Source organism: Streptosporangium sp. CA-135522 (assembly GCF_050949235.1).
Classification (GTDB): domain Bacteria; phylum Actinomycetota; class Actinomycetes; order Streptosporangiales; family Streptosporangiaceae; genus Streptosporangium.
Map to the genome: position 1 here is coordinate 9,137,033 of NZ_CP192026.1, position 16,643 is coordinate 9,153,675.

The window sequence follows — 16,643 nt, forward strand, 5'->3', positions numbered from 1 at the left end:
ACCCGCCCGGCCCGGTCAGATGCGGCGCGCTCCGATGACCTTCATCCAGCTGTCGCAGTTGCCGCAGGCCTTGCGGGGCTGCCACACCTTCTTGTCCCAGTTCCACGTCTCGGCGTGGAAGTACAGGTTCTTGCCGTGGACGTCGGTCATGAGCCGTGCGTTGATCGCGTACAGGTACTTGTTCATCGCATCGACCTCGGCGCAGTTGTCCACCGTCCATTCCTCGCCCTGCCCGGTCCTGGCGAGGAGCGATTGCATGATCGGATGCTTCCCGGTGGCGAGGAGGGAGGGGTACGCGCCGCTCGTTCCGGTGAAAGTCTGCTGCGTGGCGATGTCGGCCAGGCCGGCGACCACCGTGCCCAGCCCGCCCTGCATCCTGGTCGCCTTCTGGGCCTCCGTGCGGGCGGTGGCGATGAAACGCTGGATGGCTTGGTCGGCCGCGAGCCTGTTGGCCTCGGCCACCGCCTTGGCCTTCTCCTCCAGGTACCACGCGAACCCGCCGTGCCAGTCATTGTCGGCGACCCACGTGACAAAGGCCGCCCGCGCTTCCGTCTCGGATTGCGTCTTGTTCACGAGGGCGCTCTCCAGCGCGCCGAGCCTCTTCCACACCGCATCGGCGGCTTCCTTGATGTCGTTGCTGAGCTTCAGCGTCTTGATCCACTGGCCGAGCTCGATGCGGGTCGCGCTGGCCCAGTCCTTGACCTTCGTCGGGGGCACCGCTTCTTCGGCGGGGTTGTGCGGGGCGTGCGTCGTCTCTGCCATCGCGCTTCCTTCGTCGGAGGACTTCGCCTGTGGTGGCTGGGGTCTCGACTATGGTCGCCGGGGGCCGTCTACGTCGGATTGCCGGGTGATCCGGGTCCGATTGCCGACGTGCCCGCGGTGATTTCAGCGCGTCCTGACGTGGGAAAACGTCCCCGGAGAAATCAGGACGGCGGCAGCTCGCTGTCGGCGGCGTCGCCGTTTGGGACCGCTCGCCGGACCAGTCCCGCTCCCTGCTCCGGCCTGACCGGTAGGACCAATCAGTAGGAGCACACCACGACGCCCGTGCCCGGACACGAAAACGCGGGCCGTACCGGAGGAGGATCCGGTACGGCCCGCGGCGCGGTTCACCCGACCTACTTGGAGGCCCTGAGGTAGTCGCGGTTCATCTGGGCGATGGTGTCCAGCGGGATGCCCTTGGGGCAGACCGCGGTGCACTCACCGGTGTTGGTGCAGCCGCCGAAGCCCTCGGCGTCCATCTGCTCGACCATGGCCTTGGCGCGGGAGTCGCGCTCGGGCTGGCCCTGCGGGAGCAGGCTGAGGTGGGTGATCTTCGCGGCGGTGAAGAGGGAGGCCGAGCCGTTCGGGCAGGCGGCCACGCAGGCGCCGCAGCCGATGCAGGTGGCCGCGTCGAACGCCGCGTCGGCGTCGACCTTCTTGACCGGGATGCTGTGCGCGTCGGGGGCGGAGCCGGCCGGGACGGAGACGAAGCCGCCCGCCTGGATGATCCGGTCGAACGCGGAGCGGTCCACGACCAGGTCCTTCACCACCGGGAAGGGCGCGGCGCGCCACGGCTCGATGGTGATGACCGCGTCGTCCTCGAAGTGCCGCATGTGAAGCTGGCAGGTGGTGGTGGCCACCTGCTCGCCGTGCGCGACACCGTTGATGACCATGCCGCACATGCCGCAGATGCCCTCGCGGCAGTCGTGGTCGAAGGCGATCGGGTCGTCGCCCTCCAGGATGAGACGCTCGTTGAGCACGTCGAGCATCTCCAGGAAGGACATGTCGGGAGAGACGTCCTCCACCCGGTAGGTGACCATACGGCCCTTGTCCTCGGGGCCCTTCTGCCGCCAGACCTTGAGAGTGAGGTTCACTTGTAGCTCCGCTGGCTCATCTTGACGTATTCGTAGTCGAGGTCTTCCTTGTGCAGGATCGGGCCCTGCTCGCCGTACTCCCAGGCCGCGACGTAGGCGAAGTGCTCGTCGTCGCGCAGGGCCTCGCCGTCGGCGTCCTGGGACTCGGCGCGGAAGTGACCGCCGCACGACTCGGTGCGGTGCAGCGCGTCGATGCACATGAGCTCGGCCAGGTCGAAGAAGTCGGCCACCCGGCCGGCCCGCTCCAGCGCCTGGTTGAGCTCGTCGGCCTCGCCGGAGACCTTCACGTTCTTCCAGAACTCCTCGCGCAGCTCCGGAATCCGCTCCAGCGCCTTGCGCAGCGACTCCTCGGTGCGCTCCATCCCGCAGTAGTCCCACATGAGCTTGCCCAGCTCACGGTGGTAGGAGTCGGCGGTGCGGTCGCCGTTGTTCGACAGCAGCCTGTTGATCTTCTCGCGCACCGCGACCTCGGCCTCGGCCACGGCCTCCTCGTCGACCTCCCCGTAGGGGCCGTTCGCGAGGTAGTCGCCGATCGTGGTCGGCAGCACGAAGTAACCGTCGGCCAGGCCCTGCATCAGCGCGGAGGCGCCGAGCCGGTTGGCGCCGTGGTCGGAGAAGTTGGCCTCGCCGATCACGAACAGGCCGGGGATCGTGGACTGCAGGTCGTAGTCCACCCACAGGCCGCCCATCGTGTAGTGCACGGCGGGGTAGATGCGCATCGGCTGGGTGTAGGGGTCCTCTCCGGTGATGCGCTCGTACATCTCGAAGAGGTTGCCGTACTTCTTCTCCACCGCGTCGCGGCCCAGACGGCGGATCGCGTCGGCGAAGTCGAGGTAGACGCCCAGGCCGCCGGGGCCGACGCCGCGGCCCTCGTCACAGACGTTCTTGGCGGCGCGGGAGGCGATGTCACGCGGGACCAGGTTGCCGAACGCCGGGTAGATGCGCTCCAGGTAGTAGTCGCGCTCCTCCTCGGGGATCTGCGAGACCGGCCGGTCGTCGCCCGCCTTGACCGGCACCCACACGCGGCCGTCGTTGCGCAGCGACTCCGACATCAGGGTCAGCTTGGACTGGTAGTCGCCGCTGACCGGGATGCAGGTCGGGTGGATCTGGGTGTAGCAGGGGTTGGCGAACATCGCGCCGCGCCGGTGCGCCCGCCAGATCGCCGTGGTGTTGCAGCCCTTGGCGTTGGTGGACAGGAAGAAGACGTTGCCGTAGCCGCCGCTGGCCAGCACGACCGCGTCGGCGACGTGCCGCTCGATCTCGCCGGTGACCATGTCGCGGACGATGACGCCGCGCGCCCGGCCGTCGGAGACGATCACGTCGAGCATCTCGTGGCGGGTGTGCATCTCCACGGTCCCGGCCGCGATCTGCCGCTCCAACGCCTGGTAGGCGCCCAGCAGCAGCTGCTGGCCCGTCTGGCCGCGGGCGTAGAAGGTCCGGGAGACCTGCGCGCCGCCGAAGGAGCGGGTGTCGAGCAGGCCGCCGTACTCACGGGCGAACGGCACGCCCTGGGCCACGGCCTGGTCGATGATGTTCACGCTGACCTGGGCGAGCCGGTAGACGTTCGACTCGCGGGCGCGGAAGTCGCCGCCCTTGACGGTGTCGTAGAACAGCCGGTAGATCGAGTCGCCGTCACCGCGGTAGTTCTTGGCCGCGTTGATGCCGCCCTGAGCCGCGATGGAGTGCGCGCGCCGGGGCGAGTCCTGGTAGCAGAACGACTTGACGTTGTAGCCCAGCTCGCCGAGCGTCGCGGCGGCCGAGCCGCCCGCGAGGCCGGTGCCGATGACGATGACGTTGAGCTTGCGCTTGTTGGCCGGGTTGACCAGCTTGGCGCCGAACTTCCGCTTCTCCCAGCGGTCCTCGATCGGACCCTCGGGAGCCTTGGTGTCGCGGATCGGCTCGCCTTCGGTGTATCTCGTCGTGCTCATCGTCCGCTCACCGCTCCTCGTTCGCTACGCGCAGGGTCTGCTTCGCGGCGCCCGCCGCGCTCACCACGTCGAATCCGCTCACTTGACCACTCCGGTCATCACCGCGAGGGGAACCGCGAGGAAGCCGAGGACCAGCACCGCGGAGACGGCGGCCGCGACGCCCTTGAGCGGGCGGTAGCTGCGGCCTCCGGCCAGGCCGAGCGTCTGGAACGCGCTCCACAGGCCGTGCCGCAGGTGCAGGCCGACCATGACGAGCGCGAGGACGTAGAAGATCGTGACCCACCAGCGCGACGGGTCGAAGCCCTGCACCAGCTTCTCGTACGGCGTGCCGTTCCAGCCGGCCGGGTTGACCGTGCCGAACGTCAGGTCCAGCAGGTGCCAGATGACGAACAGGACGATGATGACGCCGCCGTAGCGCATGGTGTGCACGGCGTAGCCGCCCGCCTGGGACTTGCGCTTGGCCGCGTACTTGACCGGACGGGCCTTGCTCGCCCGGCGGGCCAGGGAGATCGCCGACCACATATGCAGCCCGACCGACACGGCCAGCACGACCTCGATGACGCTCAGCAGGACGCGGCGCGGCAGGAACGGCTCGCCCAGGGTCCGCAGGGCCTCGGCGTAGGAGTTGAAGGTCTCGGCGCCGAAGAAGCTCTTGAGGTTTCCGACCATGTGGCCGACGAGGAAGAGCACGAGGATGGCGCCCGTGACGGCCATCACGGCCTTCTTCCCGTTGGAGGAGCCCAGCAGTCCGCCGGACCTCCCGGGCTTCGCAGTCTTCGCGGTGGCGTCCGCGGGGGGGTTGACCCGCGCGGTGGCGGATCCGCGCTCAATCGTGGCAGTCACGTCCGTGACGTTAGGTAGCCTGGTTTCCCTTCGTCCAAGTCATCGTGGATGTGGTTTCCATAGCCGGGGGCTATCATCCCTGCATCCAGGCGGCTTCGGACGCCGCGGCAGGAATCGGTGCGAGTAATCTCACATCGTCTCCGACGCCGGGGGCCGCCCCGAATCCGCCACCGCCATCTCCGTACGCTAGGGAAACGTGCAGCTCCAGCAACTCGCCTACTTCGTGGCAGTCGCCGAGGCCCGGCACTTCACTCAGGCCGCCGAACGGATGCGCGTCGCCCAGCCGTCGCTCAGCAAGCAGATCAAGGCCCTGGAGGCCGAGCTCGGCGCGCCGCTTTTCAGCCGTGCGCGGGGAAACGTCACCCTCACCCCCGCGGGAGAGGCCCTGCTGCCGCTGGCCCGGCGGATGCTGGCCGACGCGGAGACCGCGCGGCGCGAGGTCGGCGAGCTGGCCGGGCTGCGCCGCGGCCGGGTACGGCTGGGCGCCACACCCTCCCTGTGCGCCGGGCTGCTGGCCGACGCGCTGGCCAGGTTCCACCGCGCCTACCAGGGCATCGAACTGCTCGTCGAGGAGGGGGGCTCCCGCGACCTGGTCCGTGTCCTCGCCCGCGGTCAGCTCGACCTGGCACTGATCATCCTGCCCCTGCAGAGCGACGACCCCGCCCTGGTCACCGAGGAGATCCTGCGGGAGAACCTGGTCGTCGTCTCCCCCTCCCTCTCGCACGCGCGCAAGCCGTACATCCGGATAGAGGAGCTGCGCGGGCAGCCGATGGTGATGTTCCGGCGCGGCTACGACCTGCGGGAGGCCACGCTCAACGCGTGCCGCCAGGCCGGGTTCGAGCCGAGACTGGCGGTGGAGGGCGGCGAGATGGACGCCGTGCTGCGGTTCGTGGAGGCGGGACTGGGCATCGCCCTGGTGCCCTCGATGGTCCTGGACGGCCGTCCCGGCCTGACCGGGACGCCGCTGGCGCCTCCCGGGCTGCGCCGTACCATCGCCATCGCCCACCGCAAGGACGTCGAACCCACCCGCGCCGCCCAGGCCTTCCGCGCGACCCTGCTCTTCTTCCTGGCCGAGGCCGCCCATGAGGGCAGCCTTCCCGAAGGGGTGGAACTGATCACCACGGCTTGAACGACCCATTTCCTGGATGGCCCACCGGGGAGGGCGCGGGCCGTAGAAAATGGTCCGGGTCCGCCGGTGACCGCGCCGGGGCGGAGGCGACGACACGCGCCGCTCAGGTCAGGCCGCCGATGGGAGCATGCGACTGATCACTGTCCCATAAGTCCGGGTGCCGCACTATTCTGCATAGCGATAATAGGTGTCTCCCCCGATCTCGCAAAGAGGCGTCAGTGACCGCCCCTCCCCATGAAACGCTCACGCTCCTTCTCATCGAAGACGACGCGGGCGATGCCTTCCTCGTGGAGGAGCTGCTCGGAGAGGCGGACAATCCTCCGAAGATCATCTGGGTGCGCAGTCTGGAGGAGAGCCGGATACGGCTGACCCCGGACGTGCAGTGCGTGCTCGTGGATCTCTCGCTCCCGGACGCCACCGGCCTCGAAGCGCTGGAGCAGGTGCTGGCCATGGCGCCGCACGCCGCCGTGCTCGTGCTGACCGGTCTGAACGACACCCACGTGGGCGTGGAGGCCGTGGCCGCCGGCGCCCAGGACTTCCTGGTCAAGCAGGACGTGGAGGCCCGGCTGCTGGCGCGGGCGATCCGCTACGCGATGGAGCGCAAGCGCGCCGACCTGGCCCACCGCAAGCTGGTCGAGGCCGAGCTCCTCACCAAGGAGAACTCCCGGCTCGAACGCGGGCTGCTGCCGGTGCCGCTGCTGGAGGACGGGCTTCTGGAGCACCACGCCCGCTACCTGCCCGGCCGCCGCCGGGCGCTGCTCGCCGGCGACTTCTGGGACACCGTGCAGAGCCCCGACGGCGCCGTGCACGTGGTCGTCGGCGACGTGTGCGGGCACGGCCCGGACGAGGCGGCGCTGGGGGTCGCGCTGCGCATCGCCTGGCGGACCCTGGTCCTGGCCGGGCACACCGGCAACGAACTGCTGCGCACCCTCGACTCGGTGCTCCGCCTCGAACGCAAGTCCGCGGAGATCTTCACGACGCTGTGCATCGTCACGATCGATCCCACGCTCAGCACCGCGCACATGCACGTGGTCGGCCATCCACCGCCCCTGCTGATCCGCGACGGCGAGGTGGGCGTGGTGCCGGGCACCCCCTCGGGACCGCCGCTCGGGATCTTCCAGGGCATCGACTGGTCGGAGATCGAGGTGCCGCTGGGCGGCGACTGGTCCCTGCTGCTCTACACCGACGGCCTGATCGAGGCCACCGTCGGCGGCGGACCCGACCTGCTCGGCACCGAGGGCCTGCTCCGCCTGGTCCACGAGCAGGGCGGCATCCACCTCGACCGGCTCATCGAGCGGGTCATCGAGCTGAACAGGGACGCGCTCAGCGACGACCTGGCCGCCGTGCTCATCTCGCGCAGCGAGGAGCGGTGAACGGCTCCGCCCGCATGCGCCCCCTGCCCGCCGCCACCCCCGCGACCGGCGTCGGCAAGCTGCGGGTGTGGCAGTGGTTCCTGCTCGCCGGGGCGGTCGTCGCGCTGGTGCTCACGATCGCCGGCGCCTTCACGATCGCCTCGATCGAGGCGACGCGCAAGGCCAGGGTGGCCGTGGTGGACGTCATCGATCCCGCCGCGCTGCGCACCCTGGAGATCTCCAACGCGCTGACCTCGCAGGAGAGTTCGGTGCGGACGTACGGCAGGACGAACGAGGACACCTCCCTGCGGGACTACCACGATGCGGTCGCCGCCGAGGCCGCCTCGCGGGCCGCCCTCGAGGCCCTGGTGCCCCGGATGCCGGAGGAGCAGGCGGTCAGCGCCGAGGTGGCCCGCCTGAAGACGGCCGGCGAGGCCTGGCGGCGCGACTACGCGGAAAAGCTCATCGCCTCCGTGCCGGTCCTGAAGACCGAGGCCTCCAACCGGCAGACCGCCCAGGTGAACGCCGCACGGTTCACCGAGGTCCACCGATCGCTCACCGCGCTGCAGGGCCACCTCAACCGGCTGCACATCGAGGGCGGCGTCCGGCTGGCCGACGGGTGGCAGGCCCTCTACGTCGCACTCGGCGGGGTGGCCGGCGTGCTGGTCCTGGCCGCGATCGGCTCGGTGCTCATCGTCCGCCACGCCGTGCTGCGCCCGATGGCCGAGCTGAACGACCAGGTCCGCGCGGTCGCCCAGGGAGACTTCGACCACAAGCTCAGGGTCGAGCACCCCTCCGAGCTGGCCGAGCTCTCCAGCCACGTGGACGCCATGCGCCGGCGCATCCTGACCGAGTGGCGGCGGGCCTCCGAGGCGCAGAGCAAGCTGGAGGAGCAGACGACCGAGCTGCGGCGCTCCAACGGCGAGCTGGAGCAGTTCGCCTACGTGGCCAGCCACGACCTGCAGGAACCGTTGCGCAAGGTGGCCAGCTTCACCCAGATGCTGGAGCAGCGCTACGGCGACCAGCTCGACGACCGGGCCAAGCAGTACATCGCCTTCGCCGTGGACGGCGCCAAGCGCATGCAGCTGCTGATCAACGACCTGCTCGACTTCTCCCGGGTCGGCAGGATCGGCGGGGAGCGGTTCGCGATCGACGCCGGCCTGCCCCTGCAGTCGGCGCTGAACAACCTCACCGGGACGATCGAGGACTCCGGCGCGACGGTGACCTCCGACGAGCTGCCCGTGGTGCACGGCAACCGGGCCCAGCTCACCCAGCTCTTCCAGAACCTCATCGCCAACGCGGTCAAGTTCCGCTCGCAGGAACCGCCGCGGGTCCACATCGGGGTGCGGCGCGACGGGGACATGTGGGAGTTCTCCTGCACCGACAACGGCATAGGCATCGACAGTAAATACACTGACAGGATCTTCCTCATCTTCCAGCGCCTGCACGGACGCGACGCGTACGCGGGCACCGGCATCGGGCTGGCGCTGTGCAAGAAGATCGTCGAATACCACGGCGGCCGGATCTGGGTGGACGACGAAGAGTCCGACGAACCCGGGACGACCTTCCGCTGGACCCTTCCCTCAGGAGACACCGATGAATGACCTGCGCTGGATCGACGTGCTCCTGGTCGAGGACGACCCGGGCGACGTCCTGTTGACGCGCGAGGCGTTCGAGATGAACAAGGTCAGGAACAAGCTGCACGTGGTCAACGACGGCGAGCAGGCCATGGCCTTCCTCCGCAAAGAGGACGGGTACGCCGACGTTCCCCGGCCGGACCTGATCCTGCTCGACCTCAACCTGCCCCGCAAGGACGGCCGGGAGGTGTTGCAGGACATAAAGGCCGACGAGAAGCTCCGCGGGATCCCGGTGGTCGTGCTGACCACGTCGGAGTCCGAAGAGGACATCCTGCGCAGCTACAACCTGCACGCCAACGCCTACGTCTCCAAGCCGGTCGACTTCGACCAGTTCATCAGCGTGGTCCGCCGGATCGACGACTTCTTCGTCACCGTCGTCAAGCTGCCCAGCTCCGGCCAGCACTACTGATTTCAGAACGCATGTGATTTCAGGCCCTATGCCGCCCCGAGCCGGGCTGACCGAGGATCTCCCTGGAGGCCCGTCCAGCCCGCCTTTCGTGGCAGGTCGGTGACCTCTGCCTGACCAACGTGACAGGAATCACATCAGGTCAGTGAAAATGTGAGTGACCCTTCTCACACAACCCCCGGGCTCCGTCGTAACGTATCCCCACCAATAAGCGCGCGCACGTGTGAGCCGGCGCGACCATGGCCCAGCGCGCGGCACAACTGAAACGACCCGGACCCCCCTGGCGAGCAGGGTCCGTGGGAGGTGGAGAGGTCTCCGATGACCCAGACAACGGCCGACAGCCCGGCCAGAAGGCAGCGTGCGCAGATCAAGGAGCGCACTCTGCGAACCGACCAGTGGTGGCGCTATCCACTGATCACCTTCATCATCTTCACAGCGTTCCTCGTCTACGCCACGTGGGCGATCTTCGACAAGAGCTATTTCGCATCGCCGTACATCGCCCCGTTCTCCTCCCCCTGCCTGGCGACGAGCTGCCCTGAGGGGGCGCGACTGTTCGGCTTCGCGCCGTTCGGCGACTGGTACACCCTGCCGCCGGGCCTGCTGATCCTGGGCCTGCCCGCCGGTTTCCGCTTCACCTGCTACTACTACCGCAAGGCCTACTACCGGGGCTTCTGGCTGTCGCCGCCGGCGTGCGCCGTCAGCGAGCCGCACGGAAAGTACACCGGCGAGTCCCGCTTCCCGCTGATCCTGCAGAACATCCACCGCTACTTCTTCTACGCGGCGATCGTGGTCGGCCTGATCCTCGCCTGGGACGCGGTGCTCGCCCTCGTCGACAGACCGGCCGGGCTCGGGACGTGGATCCTCGTCGTCAACGCCGTCCTGCTCAACCTGTACACGCTGTCGTGCCACTCCTGCCGGCACATCACGGCCGGGCGCCTGAACCACTTCTCCAAGCACCCCGTCCGCTACAAGGCGTGGGGCTTCGTCTCCAAGCTCAACGCCAAGCACCAGGAGCTGGCGCTGATCTCGATGTTCACGGTCATGGGCGCCGACCTCTACGTCCGGCTGGTCGCCAAGGGCATCGTCAACTTCCCGTTCGCATAAGGATCAGCTGTGGAAATCGAGCGTCACGAATACGACGTCGTCGTCATCGGCGCCGGCGGAGCAGGACTGCGGGCGGCCATCGAGGCCCGCCAGCAGGGCAAGCGCACGGCGATCGTCTGCAAGTCGCTGTTCGGCAAGGCGCACACGGTCATGGCCGAGGGCGGTGCGGCCGCGGCCATGGGCAACGTCAACAGCGCCGACAACTGGATGGTGCACTTCCGCGACACCATGCGCGGCGGCAAGTTCCTCAACAACTGGCGGATGGCCGAGCTGCACGCCAAGGAGGCCCCGGACCGGGTCTGGGAGCTGGAGGCGTGGGGCGCGCTGTTCGACCGCACCAAGGACGGCAAGATCAGCCAGCGTAACTTCGGCGGGCACGAATACCCCCGGCTGGCCCACGTCGGCGACCGTACCGGCCTGGAGCTGATCCGCACCCTGCAGCAGCGCGTGGTCGCACTGCAGCAGGAGGACGAGAAGCTGCACGGCGACGCCGAGGCCTACATCAAGGTCTTCCAGGAGTGTACGGTGACCCGCCTGCTGAAGGACGGGGACGCGATCTCCGGCGCCTTCGGCTACTGGCGGGAGAACGGCCGGCTCGTCCTGTTCGACGCCCCCGCGATCGTGCTGGCCACCGGCGGCATCGGCAAGTCCTACGTGGTGACCTCCAACTCCTGGGAGTACACCGGAGACGGCCACGCGCTGGCACTGCTGGCCGGGGCGAAGCTGATCAACATGGAGTTCATCCAGTTCCACCCCACCGGGATGGTCTGGCCCCCGTCGGTCCGCGGCATCCTCGTCACCGAATCCGTCCGCGGTGACGGCGGGGTGCTGAAGAACTCCGAGGGCAGGCGCTTCATGTTCGACTACATCCCCGAGGTGTTCAAGGACAAGTACGCCACCACCGAGGAGGAGGGCGACCGCTGGTACACCGACCAGGCCAACAACCGCCGTCCCCCGGAGCTGCTCCCCCGTGACGAGGTGGCGCGGGCCATCAACTCCGAGGTGAAGGCCGGCCGCGGCTCCCCGCAGGGCGGCGTCTACCTCGACGTCTCCTCCCGGCTTCCGGCCGCCGAGATCGTCAGGCGGCTGCCGTCGATGCACCACCAGTTCAAGGAGCTGGCCGACGTCGACATCACCAAGGAGCCCATGCAGGTCGGCCCGACCTGCCACTACATCATGGGCGGCGTCGAGGTGGACGCCGACAGCGGTGCGGCGGACGTGCCCGGCCTGTTCGCGGCGGGAGAGGTCTCCGGCGGCATGCACGGCTCCAACCGGCTCGGCGGCAACTCCCTGTCGGACCTGCTGGTGTTCGGCCGCCGGGCGGGCGCCGGGGCGGCCTCGTACGTGGACGGGCTCGCGGCCCGCCCGAAGATCTCCGACGAGTCGGTGGAGGCCGCGAAGGCGGAGGCGCTGGCCCCGCTGGAGCGCGCCGGTGAGAACCCGTACGAGGTCCACCAGGAGCTGCAGCGGACGATGAACGAGCTGGTCGGCATCATCCGCAAGGCCGAGGAGGTAACCGAGGCGCTGGAGGCGGTGGAGAAGCTCAAGGAACGGGCGCAGGGCGTCGGGGCGGTCGGCAGCCGCATCTACAACCCCGGCTGGCACCTCTCCCTCGACCTGCGCAACATGCTCCTGGTCTCCGAGTGCGTGGCCAAGGCCGCCCTGATCCGCCAGGAGAGCCGCGGCGGCCACACCCGCGACGACTTCCCGGGCATGTCGCCTCAGTGGCGCCGCAAGCTCCTGCTCTGCGGCCTGTCCCCGGACGGCTCCGGCGTGACCGTCGAGGAGAAGGTCCAGCCTTCGATGCGCGAGGACCTGATCAAGCTGTTCGAACGGGACGAGCTGAAGAAGTACATCACCGAGGAAGAGCTGGCCGACTTCGACGCGCTGGCCAAGGAGTAGCCATGAGTTACAAGGCGAAGTTCCGTGTGTGGCGGGGCGAGGGCGGCGAAGGCAAGCTGGAGGACTTCACCGTCGAGGTGAACGAGGGCGAGGTCGTCCTCGACATCATCCACCGGCTGCAGGCCACCCAGGCCCCCGATCTCGCGGTCCGCTGGAACTGCAAGGCCGGCAAGTGCGGCTCGTGCTCCATGGAGATCAACGGCAGGCCGAGGCTGGGCTGCATGACCCGGATGTCCACCTTCACGGAGGACGAGACGATCACGGTGACGCCCATGCGGACGTTCCCCGTGATCAAGGACCTGGTCACGGACGTGTCGTTCAACTACCAGAAGGCCCGGGAGATCCCGTCCTTCACCCCTCCGGCGGACGTCAAGCCGGGCGAGTACCGCATGCAGCAGATCGACGTCGAGCGGTCCCAGGAGTTCCGCAAGTGCATCGAGTGCTTCATGTGCAACAACGTCTGCCACGTGATCCGTGACCACGAGGAGAACAAGCCCGGCTTCGCCGGCCCGCGTTTCCTCATGCGGATCGCCGAGCTGGACATGCACCCCTACGACGTGGCCGACCGCAAGGACTCCGCCCAGGAGGAGCACGGCCTGGGCTACTGCAACATCACCAAGTGCTGCACCGAGGTCTGTCCCGAGCACATCAAGATCACCGACAACGCGTTGATCCCGATGAAGGAGCGCGTGGTCGACCGCAAGTACGACCCGCTGGTCTGGCTCGGTAACAAGATCTTCAAGCGCTCCGGCGCGAAGAGCTGAATCCCCTCCGGCAGCGCCGGTCCGCGTCCACGCGGCCGGCGCTGCCGCGCGTCTGCCCACCGCGCCGACCGGCGGAACTCGAACCCTCATATTCGGGCATGGCTGCTCGGGGGGTCGGACGCGGCTGTTCGGGCACCGCTGTTCGGGCACCGCTGTTCGGACGCGGCTATTTGGGCACCGCTGTTCGGGCACCGCTGTTCGGACGCGGCTATTTGGAGCGGCGGAACAGGCCGCGTTTCTTCTTTCCGCTGTCCTGACCCGGGAGCGGATAGACGGCTGTGCCGGTGGGCTCCGAAGGGGACGGGCCGGTGACGGGGCCCTGGCCGGTGAGCGATCCGAGGTCGGCGTCACCGGCAGGCGGCGGCTCCAGCGGGAACGGCGCACCGGGGAACTCCCCGGACCCCTGCGGGACGGGACCGCGCTGAGGCCCATGGCCGGGCGGGAGGAACAGGCTGTCCTCGCGGGTGGGCTCGAAGCCGTGCGAGGAGCGCGGGCCTGCCTCCCGGAAGGCGTCGAATCCCGGTGAGGGCCGCGGCCCCTCGGGGAAGATCTCGAAGCCGTGCGAGGACAGGGTCTCCTCGCGTAGGGCATCATCGTGCGTCCCGGGTCCCTCGGGAAGGGCGTCCGGGCCCGCGGGCTGCGGGTGCTCAACGAGCCGATCCGGCACGGGCGGGAACGATTCACCGCTGTGGGCGCGGACGAACGGCGGCTCCTGCGGGAACGGCGCCCCGGGGAACTCGCCGAACCCCTGCGGGACGGCGTCCGCGGAGCCGGCGGGCGAAGCGTCCCGATCACGAAGTCCCGGGTCGTGAAGTCCCGGGTCGTGAAGTCCCGGGTCGTGAAGTCCCGGGTCGTGAAGTCCCGGGTCGTGAAGTCCCGGGTCGTGAAGCTCCGAGTCATGGAGTCCCGGACCGTGAAGCCCCGGGTCGTGAAGCCCCGGGGCATGGAGTCCCGGGTCATGGAAGGGCGCCGGCGGGACGCCGTCCGATCCCGGCGGCCCGTAGGGCGCCGTCTCGTGACCCGTCGGAGGCCGGCCGTACTGCTCATAGCCCGCGGGCGGCTGCTCGTAGCCCGCCTGGGGCGGATAGGCCGTCTGCTGCTCGTACGCCTGTGGATACTGCTCGGGCGCGTAACCCTCGGGGTAAACGGGGGCGTACATCTGCATGGGGACAAAGCTGATTATCGGGGCGTAAGCCGTACCGCCCTGGTAGGGGCCTTGCGGGAAGCCCGGCGCGGGCCCGTAACCGGGGCCGGCGGGATATCCCATGGTGTCGCCGCGATAGTGGGCCGGACCACGCGGACCGGCCCTGCGGATGGCCGCGGCATGGGCCAGGCGGCGCAACCTGCCCTCGAAGATCAGCACGGCGAACAGCACCAAGAGCACCAGGATCAGCGCCGGGATGGCGAGCTGACTGCTCAGCGTGGCCCCGTCGAACTCCGAGCCGGCGTTGCGGATCTCATAGGGCGCCGACTCGGGCGAGACATCCTCGTACGTCGGGTCCCCGCTCGCCGACGGTGAGGCCGAGGGGAGCGGGTTCGAGCTCTGTTCGGTGTTGGGGGGGAAGACGACCTCCGGCTCCTCGCTCGCGGTCGTCTGCGGGGGGACGACCGGGGGCGGGTCGACGGGGGTGGTGGTCGGCAGTGGAACCGGCGGGGCGGTCGTCGCGACCGGAGTCGTGGACTTGGGCGGCTTGGGAGGCTTCGGGGTCTTCGTCGCCGGAGGAACGGTGACCGTGGTGGTCACCGTCTTCTGCGGCACCGGAGTCGTCGGAGGCGGCGTGTCCTCGGGATTGTCGGTGACCGTGACGGTGACGACCGGCGTGGGCTCCTCACACGGCCCCGAAGCGGGATCACAGCCGGGGATCTCCGAGGGATCGGCGGCGGCGACCCACCGGGTGGCCGCGTCCGCCGGGACGGACGCGGTGAACGGGGCGGCGGCCAGAAGCACCGCGCCGCTCAGCCCCAAGGACATGACAACGGCGGATACGGCCGCCGTACGCCGTGATCGCGTCACCGGTGCCCTCCGCGAATTTCCCAGGCAGACAAAGTCAAGGAAAATACTAGTTGGGCAAAAGTAACAGCAAACCGCTTTTTACAACACAGATCGTGTTTCGCGTCGACGTTGCACCCTCATTTGCAACCAGAGCAGCCCCAGCAGACCTCCGACCGCGACGCCCACCACCGGAAGCCCGCGCATCCCGGTCAGGAGCGGGCTTGACTCGGCGATCGGCGTGATCTCCTGGTCCGATCCGTCCAGGTCCCTGGGCAGGGGCGCGCCCAGCGGCTGCGAGTCCGCCATGACCGAGGACAGCGGCGACGCGATCGGCACCGGCGCGACCTCCGGCATCTGGATGTTCGGGTTGTTCCACGCCTGCGGCACCTGTCCGGGTGCTTGAAGCGCCTGCTGCGGCACCTGCTGCATGCCGGCCGGCAGTTGGGGAGCCTGTCCCGTCAGGTGGGGCAGTTGCCCTCCCTCGGCCAACTCCAGCGCGCGCGATGAAGCCGATCTCGCGTCGGCCTTCGCCCGCCCGGTCCGCGAGCCGGCGGAAGAGCGCGGCTGCTCCTGCTCGGTCTGAGGGTCTTCGTACACCGAGGCGCTTTCCTGGGGCGTCGAGGGCTCCTCCAGGATCATCGGCACCCCCTTGTCACGGCGGCCCTTCAGATGCGGATCCGGCGGCACCGCGCGCGTCCCCTGCTCCCTTGGGACCTGCGGCGCCTCCAGCGCCGGCGGGTTCAGCGGCGCGACCGGCCGTGGCCGTCCCTGAGGGACGCTCTGCGGGTCGGCGGGCTCGTTGGACGGCGCGGCCGAAGCGGGCGGCACGGACGGCCTGCCCGAGCCCCCCGGCACGGCGGCCGGCGCCGCCTCCCCGGCGCCCGCCACACCCTCCCGAACCTCCGCGCCCTCTCGAACCTCCGTGCCTTCTCGAACCTCCGCGCCCTCTCGAACCTCCGTGCCTGCTGGAACCTCCGTGCCCTGTGCCGTCTCGGCTTCCCCGAGGGTTCCCGCGTTCTCGAACGCGCCTGCCCCCTCCGCCGCCGCGCCCTTCGGCGTCGGGGCTTCCGTGGCGGCTCCCGGGGCCCTGGGGGGCACGCCGGGAGCGGGTCGGGGCAGGACGGGATCGGCCACCTCGATGGCCTTCGCCGCCTTCATGATCTCGGCGACCTCGGAGGCCGGGTTCCCGACCATGGTCCGGGCCGTGTGGGTGACCCACACGCCCTCGCGGTTGCGCATCCGGGCCACCGCGGTCAACTCGACGCCGTCGACCTTCGGCGGCATGGTGAGCAGCACGTCGACGAACTGGCGCGTGTCGACCTCTCCCAGGGAACACATCTGGGAAGCGCCGCGGACCGGCACCTGGGCGACCGTCGTCTGCGGGCACTCGATGCCTTTGAGCGCCTCGGCGGGCGTGGTCGCGACCGCCAGCCGCGCTTCGGTGCCGGATCCCTCCAGCCACACCCGGAACCGGATCACGTCGTCGGCGCGAACCCATCGTGACCAGAAATTGAGCCCATCGGCATCGGCCGCCTCAGCAGACTCGGCCGCCTCGGCCGCATCGGTCGCATCGGCCGCGTCGGCCGCGTCGGCCGCCTCAGCGGGGAGCGTGACGGAATCATCCGTCCCGATCGCGTATACCGCCGACCCTCCGCCCAGCATGAGCGCCCCTGTGCCCACGACCGACACGATCCGGGCACGTTGCCACCATCCGGTCACCGCACTTCTCCGA

At 69.3% G+C, this 16,643-nt stretch carries 13 protein-coding genes; 7 read left to right on the forward strand and 6 right to left on the reverse strand.

Going from position 1 to position 16,643, the window contains the following annotated elements:
* Positions 1-15: 15 nt before the first annotated feature.
* The 4 genes from ACQPYK_RS42930 to ACQPYK_RS42945 all read right to left on the reverse strand — a co-directional run bounded on the left by ACQPYK_RS42930 (position 16) and on the right by ACQPYK_RS42945 (position 4,624).
* Positions 16-762: a hypothetical protein gene (locus ACQPYK_RS42930; protein WP_433245159.1), complete on the reverse strand. Its 747-nt coding sequence runs from the start codon at positions 760-762 to the stop codon at positions 16-18.
* A 353-nt stretch (positions 763-1,115) separates the two neighbouring features.
* Complete coding sequence (locus ACQPYK_RS42935; RefSeq protein ID WP_433245162.1) at positions 1,116-1,853, reverse strand: succinate dehydrogenase/fumarate reductase iron-sulfur subunit; 738 nt, start codon at positions 1,851-1,853, stop codon at positions 1,116-1,118.
* On the reverse strand, positions 1,850-3,781 hold the full coding sequence (locus tag ACQPYK_RS42940) for a fumarate reductase/succinate dehydrogenase flavoprotein subunit (protein WP_433245165.1): 1,932 nt from the start codon (positions 3,779-3,781) through the stop codon (positions 1,850-1,852). Before ACQPYK_RS42940 ends, ACQPYK_RS42935 begins: the two co-directional genes overlap by 4 nt.
* Before the next feature lie 78 nt (positions 3,782-3,859).
* Positions 3,860-4,624: a succinate dehydrogenase cytochrome b subunit gene (locus ACQPYK_RS42945; protein ID WP_433245168.1), complete on the reverse strand. Its 765-nt coding sequence runs from the start codon at positions 4,622-4,624 to the stop codon at positions 3,860-3,862.
* A 196-nt stretch (positions 4,625-4,820) separates the two neighbouring features.
* On the opposite strand from ACQPYK_RS42945, the gene ACQPYK_RS42950 reads away from it, so the two are divergent.
* From ACQPYK_RS42950 to ACQPYK_RS42980, 7 genes are all read left to right on the forward strand, one after another.
* Complete coding sequence (locus ACQPYK_RS42950; protein WP_433245171.1) at positions 4,821-5,753, forward strand: LysR family transcriptional regulator; 933 nt, start codon at positions 4,821-4,823, stop codon at positions 5,751-5,753.
* Positions 5,754-5,971: 218 nt separating this feature from the next.
* Complete coding sequence (locus tag ACQPYK_RS42955) at positions 5,972-7,126, forward strand: PP2C family protein-serine/threonine phosphatase (protein ID WP_433245174.1); 1,155 nt, start codon at positions 5,972-5,974, stop codon at positions 7,124-7,126.
* Positions 7,123-8,709 carry a sensor histidine kinase gene (locus ACQPYK_RS42960; protein WP_433245177.1) on the forward strand — a complete coding sequence of 529 codons (1,587 nt, stop codon included), beginning with the start codon at positions 7,123-7,125 and terminating at the stop codon, positions 8,707-8,709. Before ACQPYK_RS42955 ends, ACQPYK_RS42960 begins: the two co-directional genes overlap by 4 nt.
* Positions 8,702-9,151, forward strand: a complete 450-nt coding sequence (locus ACQPYK_RS42965) for a response regulator (RefSeq protein WP_433245180.1) — start codon at positions 8,702-8,704, stop codon at positions 9,149-9,151. The genes ACQPYK_RS42960 and ACQPYK_RS42965 overlap by 8 nt, the downstream gene beginning before the upstream one ends.
* A 315-nt stretch (positions 9,152-9,466) precedes the next feature.
* On the forward strand, positions 9,467-10,252 hold the full coding sequence (locus ACQPYK_RS42970; RefSeq protein ID WP_433245183.1) for a hypothetical protein: 786 nt from the start codon (positions 9,467-9,469) through the stop codon (positions 10,250-10,252).
* A gap of 9 nt (positions 10,253-10,261) precedes the next feature.
* A complete protein-coding gene (locus ACQPYK_RS42975) occupies positions 10,262-12,154 on the forward strand; it encodes a fumarate reductase/succinate dehydrogenase flavoprotein subunit (protein ID WP_433245186.1) in 1,893 nt (630 codons plus the stop codon).
* Positions 12,155-12,156: 2 nt separating this feature from the next.
* Complete coding sequence (locus tag ACQPYK_RS42980) at positions 12,157-12,918, forward strand: succinate dehydrogenase/fumarate reductase iron-sulfur subunit (protein ID WP_433245189.1); 762 nt, start codon at positions 12,157-12,159, stop codon at positions 12,916-12,918.
* Positions 12,919-13,126: 208 nt separating this feature from the next.
* Here the strand turns inward: ACQPYK_RS42980 and ACQPYK_RS42985 are convergent, their stop codons facing one another.
* Positions 13,127-14,890 carry a hypothetical protein gene (locus tag ACQPYK_RS42985; RefSeq protein ID WP_433245192.1) on the reverse strand — a complete coding sequence of 588 codons (1,764 nt, stop codon included), beginning with the start codon at positions 14,888-14,890 and terminating at the stop codon, positions 13,127-13,129.
* A 120-nt stretch (positions 14,891-15,010) separates the two neighbouring features.
* Positions 15,011-16,630 carry a hypothetical protein gene (locus ACQPYK_RS42990; protein WP_433245195.1) on the reverse strand — a complete coding sequence of 540 codons (1,620 nt, stop codon included), beginning with the start codon at positions 16,628-16,630 and terminating at the stop codon, positions 15,011-15,013.
* Positions 16,631-16,643: the final 13 nt, after the last annotated feature.

Bases quoted from the DNA above. Each gene is read 5' to 3' on its own strand.
- ACQPYK_RS42980 (WP_433245189.1), top strand. From the start codon at position 12,157: ATGAGTTACAAGGCGAAGTTCCGTGTGTGGCGGGGCGAGGGCGGCGAA.
- ACQPYK_RS42940 (WP_433245165.1), bottom strand. From the start codon at position 3,781: ATGAGCACGACGAGATACACCGAAGGCGAGCCGATCCGCGACACCAAG.
- ACQPYK_RS42985 (WP_433245192.1), bottom strand. From the start codon at position 14,890: ATGTCCTTGGGGCTGAGCGGCGCGGTGCTTCTGGCCGCCGCCCCGTTC.
- ACQPYK_RS42970 (WP_433245183.1), top strand. From the start codon at position 9,467: ATGACCCAGACAACGGCCGACAGCCCGGCCAGAAGGCAGCGTGCGCAG.
- ACQPYK_RS42930 (WP_433245159.1), bottom strand. From the start codon at position 762: ATGGCAGAGACGACGCACGCCCCGCACAACCCCGCCGAAGAAGCGGTG.
- ACQPYK_RS42965 (WP_433245180.1), top strand. From the start codon at position 8,702: ATGAATGACCTGCGCTGGATCGACGTGCTCCTGGTCGAGGACGACCCG.